This window comes from Bacillus sp. JJ1503 (genome assembly GCF_036965125.1).
In the GTDB taxonomy this organism is placed as follows: domain Bacteria; phylum Bacillota; class Bacilli; order Bacillales; family Cytobacillaceae; genus Cytobacillus.
Genome location: NZ_JBALOZ010000325.1, coordinates 1 through 11,229, shown reverse-complemented (window position 1 = coordinate 11,229; position 11,229 = coordinate 1). Strand labels below are relative to the sequence as shown.

At 36.7% G+C, this 11,229-nt stretch carries 11 protein-coding genes; 3 read left to right on the top strand and 8 right to left on the bottom strand.

Annotated features, from left to right (window positions below):
- Positions 1–378: 378 nt before the first annotated feature.
- On the bottom strand, positions 379–753 hold the full coding sequence (locus tag V7149_RS21555; RefSeq protein WP_335347647.1) for a BC1872 family protein: 375 nt from the start codon (positions 751–753) through the stop codon (positions 379–381).
- A gap of 210 nt (positions 754–963) precedes the next feature.
- The gene (locus tag V7149_RS21550; RefSeq protein WP_335347646.1) at positions 964–1,164 is read right to left on the bottom strand and encodes a hypothetical protein; all 201 of its coding nucleotides are present in this window, start codon (positions 1,162–1,164) and stop codon (positions 964–966) included.
- A gap of 86 nt (positions 1,165–1,250) precedes the next feature.
- Here V7149_RS21550 and V7149_RS21545 point away from each other — a divergent pair, with 86 nt between their 5' ends.
- The 3 genes from V7149_RS21545 (at position 1,251) to V7149_RS26645 (ending at position 2,730) form a co-directional block, all read left to right on the top strand.
- Positions 1,251–1,448, top strand: a complete 198-nt coding sequence (locus tag V7149_RS21545) for an excalibur calcium-binding domain-containing protein (protein WP_335347645.1) — start codon at positions 1,251–1,253, stop codon at positions 1,446–1,448.
- Positions 1,449–1,573: 125 nt separating this feature from the next.
- Entirely contained in the window at positions 1,574–2,368 is a 795-nt protein-coding gene (locus tag V7149_RS21540) for an Arm DNA-binding domain-containing protein (protein WP_335347644.1), read from the top strand.
- A gap of 152 nt (positions 2,369–2,520) precedes the next feature.
- Positions 2,521–2,730, top strand: coding sequence for a tyrosine-type recombinase/integrase (locus tag V7149_RS26645; protein ID WP_335490698.1), 210 nt, complete (start codon positions 2,521–2,523; stop codon positions 2,728–2,730).
- A gap of 77 nt (positions 2,731–2,807) precedes the next feature.
- On the opposite strand, the gene mutL is transcribed toward V7149_RS26645, so the two are convergent.
- The 6 genes from mutL to miaB all read right to left on the bottom strand — a co-directional run bounded on the left by mutL (position 2,808) and on the right by miaB (position 10,997).
- On the bottom strand, positions 2,808–4,676 hold the full coding sequence (gene mutL / locus V7149_RS21535; RefSeq protein ID WP_335347643.1) for a DNA mismatch repair endonuclease MutL: 1,869 nt from the start codon (positions 4,674–4,676) through the stop codon (positions 2,808–2,810).
- Positions 4,677–4,738: 62 nt separating this feature from the next.
- Positions 4,739–7,339, bottom strand: coding sequence for a DNA mismatch repair protein MutS (mutS, locus tag V7149_RS21530; RefSeq protein WP_335347642.1), 2,601 nt, complete (start codon positions 7,337–7,339; stop codon positions 4,739–4,741).
- Positions 7,340–7,525: 186 nt separating this feature from the next.
- Positions 7,526–8,152: a LysE family translocator gene (locus V7149_RS21525; RefSeq protein WP_335347641.1), complete on the bottom strand. Its 627-nt coding sequence runs from the start codon at positions 8,150–8,152 to the stop codon at positions 7,526–7,528.
- Positions 8,153–8,262: 110 nt separating this feature from the next.
- The gene (locus tag V7149_RS21520) at positions 8,263–8,811 is read right to left on the bottom strand and encodes an outer spore coat protein CotE (protein ID WP_335347640.1); all 549 of its coding nucleotides are present in this window, start codon (positions 8,809–8,811) and stop codon (positions 8,263–8,265) included.
- Positions 8,812–9,022: 211 nt separating this feature from the next.
- On the bottom strand, positions 9,023–9,451 hold the full coding sequence (locus V7149_RS21515; protein ID WP_335347639.1) for a RicAFT regulatory complex protein RicA family protein: 429 nt from the start codon (positions 9,449–9,451) through the stop codon (positions 9,023–9,025).
- 1 nt (position 9,452) lies between these two features.
- Positions 9,453–10,997, bottom strand: a complete 1,545-nt coding sequence (gene miaB / locus V7149_RS21510; RefSeq protein WP_335347638.1) for a tRNA (N6-isopentenyl adenosine(37)-C2)-methylthiotransferase MiaB — start codon at positions 10,995–10,997, stop codon at positions 9,453–9,455.
- Positions 10,998–11,229: the final 232 nt, after the last annotated feature.

The window sequence follows — 11,229 nt, the reverse complement described above, 5'->3', positions numbered from 1 at the left end:
TTTTATGTCACATTTTTTGTCAAATGAACATAATGCTTAAACCATTTAATGAACAAGTACATTTTTAAAGAAACACGGACAAGTTTTTTAAATTTGAATAATATATAATACCCAAGAGACACCTCCTAATATAATGCAGGTACTATTACTAGTGCCTGCATTTCCTTTGATTACATTTTACTTAATGAATTAATTTCCTAAATTCAGGGAAAATTTTTTTTATGGGATAAGGCAAACATCTTGTTGAAGCTTCCACACTCGCCTTATCCTAATCAATTCCCATATTGTTGCATAAAATAGCTATGAACATATCCCTTTTGCATATCAGTTTGCTTTAGAGCCTTACAAGGCTCTTTTTTTGTGTAGTAACTTCCATGCTTAAAATGTTACATTCAATGCTTTTAATGAAGCCATGCAAATTCTTAAAGGCATATCTTTCATTTCAATAGATTCACATTGTTCACTGGAAAGCTCCTGTCTATAGTTGTAAGGTAGTGTCTGATCTTCTTTCATCACATACGAAGCCACTCGACAAGAACTTGAACTGATTTCAAAGTATATTCCTTTAAATCTCATTTCTTTAATGACCTTCCACGCATCTGCTATGTCTTCTGTTGGACAGAAGTCATCTGGAATAGAAAATTCCTCCCCATCATCCGCGTACACAGAAATAATGTCTATATTTTGAAAGTGATTTGTTTTCCATCCAAATACATTTTCAGCAATCAATTGATCTATTTTTCTTGTGTTCAAACAGATCCACTCCTTTTAGGAAATTCCTTTACTCTTGTGATTAATAAAAATCTGACCAACTCATACCAACCATGTACAAATAACAAGTTGAATTACATGTACCGTATGTCCGGTGATACCAATCTCTATAATCCAGTTTCCTCCCGCATTCTTCACAACACTCACGCCATTTAGTAAATCTCCATCTTTGTCTGTTTTTAGCTGCCACGATTATTCCCCCTCAACATCATCGAATTTCATTTTGAAGGCACCCACTTGACGAACAGTGCCGTCTTCTAATTCGATAGTTGCATATGTGCCAATACCTTCCTCAAGGCTGCCCTCTTGACTAAAACAGTGGAAATATCCCTTTAATTCCTGTTGGTATGAAATTGCTGTTACTGGCCTTAATCCGTTCCTAGCTTTTCTCATTCATAACCCTCCAATTTTAAAGAAACATAATACAAAGTCAGTTACTTAAACTCGTATTCACCTGCTGTTTTTTTATAGAGCACCGTATGCTTTTTAGTAAGCCCGCAAAAACGGATAAAAACTGCACTGAGTTAAATAAGGATTATAAAGGTGGAGTCGCTGAGTCTTCTTCTTCGAAAAACAAAGGCGGAAAAACAAAATATAAACCACATGTTTCAAAAGAACTTTATGATGCAAACAAGAGCAAAGATCGCGATAAAGATGGCATTGCGTGTGAACGATAACTTATAAGCCCAACTCAGGGCTTTTCATTTAATCACAAAACAGAACATATATTCTTACCGTCTGAAAGTTTACTTTAATGAAAAAAAGATATACAGAAAAACAGTAAAATATTAAGGAGGACAAAATGACTTACTATAGAAAAGTTCCCGCAAAAAACAAAAAAGGCTATACATGGTCATTTACACTTGAACTTGGTAGAGACCCTTCAACAGGTAAAAGGAAGCAAATTACAAGGCGTGGATACGAGACTAAAAAAGATGCTGAATTAGCCGCAAATCAAATGACAATTGAAATAGATAATGAAACATTTGTGAATGAAAAAGAAATAATATTTAAGGATTACATTATTGACTATCTTAATATTATTGCTAAACCAGCTGTAAAGCTTACTACGTTTAATGGCTATTCGAGCGCAGTAGAAAAAAGATTGATTCCAAAGTTCGGACATGTGAAAGTAAAGCAACTTACCCCAATAATGATTAGCAAATACTATAACGAGCTACTTAATGAGGGATTAACTGAAGAATTTATTCAGTACATCCATTCCATACTGAAGATGGCTGCCAAAACTGCGGTCGATTGGAAATATATTAAAAATGATTTTATGAATAATGTAAAAGCTCCACGAAGGCAAAAGAAGAGTATTGAAACTTGGTCAATAGAGGATTGCAACATCTTCCTTAACAGAATGAGAAGTCAAAAAAATCATATATTTATGCTATATTATTTAGCCATTTATACGGGAATGAGACGCGGTGAGCTTTTAGGACTAAAGTGGGGAGATATCGATATTGGCAAAAAAAGAATTTATGTTCACCATTCCTTATATTATGTCGCTGGGCAAGGTCTAGTTTTGCAGTCACCCAAAACAAGCAGTGGAAAAAGAAATATTTCTATTACAGACGAAATGATACGATAAATTCAATTTTATAAAGTAAAAAAACAGGAACAGTTATTCAAGGTTGGTATGAAATTAAATAATGATCATTTTGTTATTTCTGCTTTTGGCGGCGAACCGGTTAACCCTAATACTATACATAAGCAATTTTTATACGATATCAAGCTTTGGGTGTGAAGAAAATTCGTTTTCATGATCTAGGACATACACACGCTACAATCATGTTAGAAATTGGTGAGAATTCTAAGGTAGTTTCAGAAAGATTAGGTCACTCAAACGTGGCCATAACATTAGATAAATATAGTCACGTTACCTCAAATCTTCAAGATTCATCAGCGGAAATTTTTTCAAAAGCACTTCAAAAAAGCGATTCCAACCAGTAAAAGTGGTCAAAATGTGTCAAATAATATAATAAACAACGAAGAATCCTGCTATTCTAAGGGTTCTTCGCTGTTAAAAATCACATAACTCTCTTAAACATTTTTTCCATGTCATAGGTAGAATAATGAATAATAATCGGACGGCCATGCGGACAGGTGAAAGGGTCAGAGGTCTGTCTTAATTCATCTAGTAATGCCTGAATTTCATCATTCCTTAAATGATGGTTAGCTTTAATAGAAGCCTTGCAGCTCATCATGATCGCTGCTTCTTCCCTTAGCTTCTTAATATCAACCCTCTTCATGGACAGGAGCTGCTCAATCATATCCTCAATGATTTCCTTTTCTTCTCCTTTTGGCAGCCATTGCGGATGAGAGCGGATGATAAAGCTATTATGACCAAACGGCTCAAGGAAAACGCCGACCTTTTCCAGCTCACCCTTATATTCATTAATTTTAATATAATCATCTGTTGAGTAATCAAAGGTCAATGGAATGAGCATTTCCTGCAGCTCACTCGCCACTTGTCCAACCTTTTCTTTAAAAAACTCATATTTAATACGCTCTTGAGCTGCATGCTGATCGATGATATATAATCCCTTTTCATTTTGAGCAAAAATATACGTTCCGTGCATTTGTCCAAGTGGATACAACGGTGGAATTCGCGTAGGCTCTTTCTGATCTACCTGTTCTATATGCGAAATCTCGCTTGTTTCACTATTTTTTTCATAAGTGCTGAAAGAGGCTAAATCTTGTTCAAGATTTGCTGAGACCATTTCTGACATTGGCTTAGGATTATTTGCAGTCAACTCAGTGGTCAATCCTTTTTCCATAACAAAAGAAGAAGTTGGAGGCTGGACAAACCTTTCCTCTTTAAATGCCTTCTCAGGAATATGATCTAATTGCAAAAATGTCTGTTCCTGTTTCGGCTGAATAGACTTTGGCTGTGTAAACCCTGTCGGAATCAGCTCCTCCTTCTTAAAGGCGGCTTTAATTGTTTCAATGACAAGCTCATATAATTCCTGTTCCTTACTTAAACGGACTTCCATTTTAGAAGGATGGACATTGACATCAACTAGCAAAGGATCCATATTAATATTAATTAATACAATTGGATATCGGCCTATAGGTAAAAGGGTATGATAGCCTTCCTGGATTGCTTTTGCTAAAGCATAATTCTTAATGAATCTGCCATTTATCATCGTTGAAATATAATTTCTGGAGGCTCTTGTTATTTCAGGATATGCTGCATAGCCGCTTATTTGAAAATCCAGAGAGCTTGCTTGAATGGGAATCATTTTTTTCACGATGTTCATTCCATAAATAGCCGCTAAAACTTGGCGAACATCCCCATTTCCATTCGTTTGGAGCAGCTTTCGATCATTGTGAATAAGACGGATTGATACTTCTGGATGTGCTAGGGCCAAACGATTGACAACATCAGTAATATTTCCAAGCTCGGTATGAATGGTTTTCATATATTTTAAACGTGCAGGCGTATTAAAGAATAAATCAGAAACAACTAAATCTGTCCCTTTTCTAGCGGGCGCTTTTTCTACTGCTCCTAACTTACCGCCTTCAACAACTATTCTTGTTCCGATTTCCCCAGTCGAGGTTTTCATTTCGACTTTTGAAACAGAAGCAATACTTGGCAATGCTTCACCCCGGAAACCTAGTGTACGAATACGAAATAAGTCATTTTCATCCTTTATTTTGCTTGTCGCGTGACGCTGGAAAGCAGTAAGCACATCATCTTCAGCAATACCGTCCCCATTATCTATGATTCGAATCTTGGCCAATCCTGCTTCCTCTGTTTCAATCTCAATAATTGTACTTCCTGCATCTATTGAATTTTCCACTAGTTCTTTCACAACGGATGCTGGACGCTCCACGACCTCGCCTGCTGCTATTTTATTTGAAAGTGCATCATCGAGCTGAATAATTTTCCCCATATAGCTTCACCTCCATTTTTGAAAGTTTTCTATGATTTGTAAGGAAGATTTAATTTTCTTCCTTAACTTTTTAGCTTTTTGTGGAGTTCATAAATGGTATTTAATGCTTGCATTGGTGTCATATCCAGGATATCAAGTGATTTTACTTTTTCCAAAACCTGCTTTTCCTTCGAATTGACAGGTTTTTCTTTTACTAATATTGTTTCATCAAAAAATGAAAGCTGGGAATCTGACTCTGCTGATGTTTGTAATTCTTTTTTTGGCGGTACAGCAGCATGCACCGGTGCCTTCTGCTCGAAGCCCGTTAATATCTCGTTTGCTCTATGAATGAGTTCCTCAGGCAATTCAGCAAGCTGCGCTACATGAATGCCATAGCTTTTATCCGCTGCACCTTCTTTAATCTTATGAAGGAAAACAACTTTCCCATTTTGTTCAACGGCACTAACATGCACATTTTTTAATTTCTCGAGACTCTCTTCCAAAACTGTTAATTCATGGTAATGGGTAGAAAATAATGTTTTCGCTCCTATACGATCATGGATATACTCAATCATCGCTTGAGCTAACGCCATTCCATCATATGTGGATGTACCTCGTCCGATTTCATCAAAGAGAATAAGACTGTTTTGCGTTGCATGGATGATGGCGTTTTTTGCTTCAAGCATTTCAACCATAAAGGTACTTTGACCCGAAATTAAATCATCCGCTGCACCAATTCTTGTAAAAACTTGATCAAAAATAGGCAAAACCGCCTCTGAGGCTGGCACATAACAGCCAATTTGCGCAAGGATTGCTGTTAGGGCAATTTGTCTCATAAATGTACTCTTCCCTGACATGTTAGGACCTGTGATTAAGAACATCTCACTTTCAGCGTCCATATAACAATCATTTGGTACATATTCCTGAGCATTCATCACCTTTTCAACAACTGGATGCCTTCCATCCTTGATTATTAATCTGCTTTCCTTCGAAAACAATGGCTTCACATAATGTCTCTCTTCACTCACAGTTGCAAAGCATTGAAGAACATCAAGCTCACTAATTAATTTAGCTAACGCCTGCAGCCTTGGAATAAATCCCTTAATATGCTCACGCAACCTTAAGAAAAGCTCATATTCTAGCTCTACACTTTTTTCTTCTGCTTGCAGAATAAGTGCCTCTTTTTCTTTTAGCTCTGGCGTAATAAACCTTTCTGCATTTGTTAACGTCTGTTTCCTCTCGTATTGGCCTTCTTGTAGAAGGTGAAGATTGGCTCTAGTCACCTCAATATAATAGCCAAAAACGCGATTATAGCCGACCTTAAGAGATTTAATCCCCGTCTTCTCCCGTTCCTGTTTCTCAAGCTGGGCAATCCACGTCTTTCCATTCCGAGTGGCATCACGGAACTTATCTAGTTCTTCATTATACCCATCCTTTATCATATTCCCGTCTTTAACTGAAAGCGGAGGATTTTCTGCAATTGCCCTTTCAAGCAAATCAACAATTTCTTCGCATGGATCGAGACGCTTAGAGAAATGCTGTGCCTCTGTTCTAGAAAGTTCCATTAAAAGATCCTTTATTCCAGGAATTTGCAGTAAAGAACGTCTGAGCTGAATTAAATCCCGAGCATTCACATTTCCGAAGGCGACCCTTCCTGCAAGCCTTTCTAGGTCATAGACCTCCTTCAGCTTCTCTCTAAGTTCTTCCCTTTCAAAATACGAGGTTATAAATGTTTCAACTAGATTCTGGCGGCGAATAATTTCCTCTTCATTCACAAGGGGACGATCGATCCATTGTTTTAATAATCTGCCCCCCATTGCTGTCTGTGTTTCATCTAGAAGCCATAGCAAGGACCCCTTTTTTCCTTTAGAACGTATCGTTTCGGTAAGCTCAAGATTCCGCTTCGAGAAATAATCGATTTTCATATAATGATGTGTTTGATAGATTGTTACTTTTTGAAGATGATCTAAGCTTCTCTTTTGTGTTCGATAAAGGTAGTTAAACAGTCTGGAAACGGTTTGGTGAAACTTGTCCTGATTAATATCTTCAAGTAAGTGTTGGTAGTGATCCTTTTGTATATGATCATCCTCAATAGAAAAGGTCATATCTGTCCGTTCTTTTATTTTCAGCTTCCAATCTTCGTTGAAAACGGAAGCAATAACAATTTCCTTCGCACCTAAAAGCGAAATTTCATTTAAAACTTCTTCAAAGCCTGAAGTCAAAAGGGTAACCTTTGTTTCTCCAGTAGAAAGATCATTAAAGGCAAATCCGAAAGAACCATCATCAAAATAAGAAATAGTAGCGATATAATTATTTTCTTTATCATGAAGGCCTTTCCCCTCCATCATCGTTCCGGGGGTAATCAGCTGTACAACTTCTCTCTTCACAACACCCTTTGCATTTTTCGGGTCTTCCGTTTGCTCACAAATCGCTACTTTATACCCCTTTTCTATTAATTGTTCAACATAGCCAGGAGCAGAATGGTAGGGTACGCCACACATCGGAATACGCTCCTCCGTGCCACCCTCTCTGCTCGTTAACGTAATCTCAAGTTCCTGCGATGCTTTTATCGCATCTTCAAAAAACATCTCGTAAAAATCGCCAAGACGAAAAAATAAAAAGGCATCCTGATAATCTGCCTTTACACTTAAGTATTGCTGTATCATAGGCGTATAACCTGCCATAGTATCCTCCATTTGTAACATTAATATCATTTTGATTTATTATTATTTCAGCAGCTACTACTGAAAATGATATTTTCATTATAACATAATCCTCTAAAGTGAATGTTCTGACAAAAGTAAAATGCAGCACTCCTTTTGAAAGATTGCTGCATCTACTAAAAATATAAATAAAGAGCAAATGACCAATTAGTTTTTTTCCAAAGCCAGCTTTATGCCAAAAAGGATAAGAATACCTCCTGTTAACCCTTCTACCGCCTTCATAGTAGAAGGCTTTTTCATAAATTCACTAATATAATTAATTAAGTAAATATAGAAAATAAACCATATTAGTGTTAAGACTGTATAGGTTAAGCCCAAAGCTAAAAATTCAAAAAAAGCATTATCCCCTTTACCAGCAAATTGAGGCAAAAAGGTCAAAAAGAATACGGCTACCTTAGGATTAAGAAGATTTGTCAGGAAGCCTTGACGGTAGTAAGATGTATTTTTATATTTATCTGCTTGATTAGAATCTTGACTTGTCTGAGGATGTTTTTTCAAAATATATAGGATTGATTTACAGCCAAGATAGATTAAATAAATGGCACCAACATACTTTAATATTGAAAATAAGAAAGCTGATTTTACAATTAGAGCAGACAAACCGAATACAGCAGCTAGAGTATGAATGAGCAAAGCAGTAAGAGTCCCAAATGTAGTTTTCATTCCTGCAGCTTTTCGTTTTGAAATCGTATTTCTCGTAATAATGGCTGTATCAGGACCTGGCAAAATAATCAACATGATACACATAAAGATAAAAAGCCAATAATTTTCCATTTGTTCTACCTTCCTTTAAATTTTCATTCATTATATAATAAATTTGAATATTTAAACATATATTCTATAAAAAAAAAGAAAAACTAGGAGCAAAACCTCCTAGTTACCTTTTATTCCTCTTCATCTCCAATATAGAAATCTGGATTTAAATCTTCAAACTCCTCGTCTTCTACGTCCATTCCCCATGCTTCGTCATCCTCACTATCGCATTTTCCAGGATGGATGGCTACACAAACCTTTGTTTCACCGATCACTTCAACGAGAAATTCTCTTTCAACGTGGATAATGATCTTATTTCCATTCGGTGAAATGACCGCTTCAGTGCAGTTAGGCTGCTGCAATACGCGTGCAATAACTTCATGGTCATCTAAACTATCCGGGTCACGGTATTTTAGTTTTATGACATCCATATATTCGACACGTTCAGTAACGACTTCAGTTTTTGTGTTATTGTCAAAGGAATGCCAAACGTTAATGTCATATGTTCCGGAAACTTCGACTGTTTTCCCGACCTTTTTCGCATCGTACTTATGGTTTATGATCCAGCAGCCTAGAATGCTTGATGGATGATGTTTAGGGCTAATCGTATGATTGGATTGAGTAAATTTACGTCCTTTCGCTACGACCGCCTTGGTTATTATCTCTCTGTATTCTCCCATTGCGAGCGAACCTCCTCATTCATTTTCACTTCATCCTATGCGGGATATTAGACTAGTGTGCGATATTTATTGATGAATGTTTGAGTAAAAGTATAGGCATAATTCATAGTATGCTTTTTCTTTAGGAGTGTGCCCACAATAGGCTTACTTAAGATTTTATACAAAAAAACTCCTTTCGGAAATAATTCCAAAAGGAGTTCTGACTTTATTATTAATGGTGTGAACAGTCACTATTTTTTATTTGAGCACCTGTTTCGCCGCTTAAAAGGTCCCCGCCAGTTGTCAAAATGATCTCATCTGTGACTGTATTAGAAATGACTGATGCAACTAGCTGCAGAAGTTCATTCACTTCAATTTGTGAATGCTTAAACTCTTGCACAACAGGAATTTCATCCAGCTCGTTCTGAAGGGATTCAATTTTATCTTCAGTCTTTTTTAATGCTTCCATTTTGCCGAAATGCTGCAAATTAACTGCTTGCTTTTGCAAACCTTTAATATTCGTAATTGTTGCCTTTACTTTAGCATTTTCATGAATTTGGGCTTCAGCACGTTTAAAAAAGTCAACCTCTTCCGTTTCTGCAATCATTTGTGCAAGCTCTTTTGCTCTTGCTACAATGTCATCCTTTGTGTATTTCCCCATCTTACTCCACCTCTACCGCATCTAGTTCTTCAACCATTTCTCCGTTTAGTGACCACGTTTTAGCATCTGTAATTTTCACATTAACAATTTTACCAATTGCTGATTTTGGACCAATAAAATTAACTAGCTTATTTTTTCTCGTATAGCCTGCTAACACATCTGGATTATTCTTGCTTTCGCCCTCAACTAAAACTTCAACAGTTTGACCTTGATATTTCTTCATTGCTTCAGCAGAAAACTCATTAACTACTGCATTTAAGCGCTGTAAACGTTCCTTCTTAACTTCCATTGGAACATTATCCTGCATTTTTGCTGCAGGTGTGCCTTCACGAGGGGAATAGATAAAGGTATAGGCTGCCTCATACCCTACTTCACGATATAAGGAAAGCGTTTCTAGGAATTGCTCTTCTGTTTCATTCGGATAACCGACAATAATGTCTGTAGTGAATGTTGCATTAGGGATTGCAGCTTTTATTTTTCGAACAAGTTCTAAATACTGTTCTCTCGAGTATTTGCGAGCCATGATTTTAAGCACTTCTGTTGAACCAGATTGAACAGGCAAGTGAATATGCTCTACGAGATTTCCGCCTTTTGCCAAGACTTCAATGAGATGGTCATCAAAATCTCGTGGATGGCTAGTAGTAAAACGAACACGCGGGATATCAATTTTACGAATTTCATCCATAAGATCTCCAAGACCATATTTAATATCTTCAAAGTCTTTCCCGTAAGCATTAACATTTTGTCCAAGCAGGGTAATTTCTTGATAACCTTGAGCTGCTAATTGTCTAACCTCTTGAATAATATCCTCTGGTCGCCGGCTTCGCTCTTTCCCCCGAGTAAAAGGTACAATACAATAAGTACAGAACTTATCACAGCCATACATAATATTAACCCAAGCTTTAATATTGCCTCGGCGTACTTTTGGAAGATTTTCGATAACATCTCCCTCTTTAGACCATACTTCAATAACCATTTCTTTTGACATATATGCTTCTTTTAGGATGTTAGGAAGACGGTGAATATTATGTGTTCCGAAAATCATATCGACTTGATTATAGGTTTTAAGAATTTTGTTTACGACAGACTCCTCTTGGGACATGCAGCCGCAAACACCTAAAAGCAAGTCAGGTTTTTCCTTTTTCAAATGCTTTAAGTGGCCAAGTTCACCGAACACTTTATTTTCAGCGTTTTCGCGAATGGCACATGTATTTAAGAGAATCACATTAGCATCTTCCACAGTATCAGTTGGTTCATAGCCAAGCCCTATAAAGATCCCTGCCATGACTTCTGTATCATGTTCATTCATTTGGCAGCCATATGTGCGGATATAGAACTTTCGGCCCTTCCCCATTCCATGAAATTCTTCCGGGATATCAAAATCTTTATGATATTTTACTTCTTCTTTTCCACGTTTTTTAGCATCCTTCAAGGATGGCGGTGTAAATACGGTCTCAAAGTACTTACTGTAATCCTTTTCGGATTTTTTGTCCGATGGATTAGCTGTTTTCACTTGTTGTCCTTCAAGTCTTTGCTTTTCATTCATATTTTAATCCCCTTTCTAACATATCCGGGTTTTAGAGAGTTTTGTTTTATCGTGTATTTATAAAAGCATTGGTTGAGGTAATGGGTAAAATAAAGCAATTCACATTAGTATAGTATAATGCTTTTAGGGTATTAAAACAATACATTTACTGACTTGAAGCTCTCAACTTCTAATCACAAATCTACTATGTAAATGAAAAAAACTATTCACAAATATTTATCGCAGATTAACG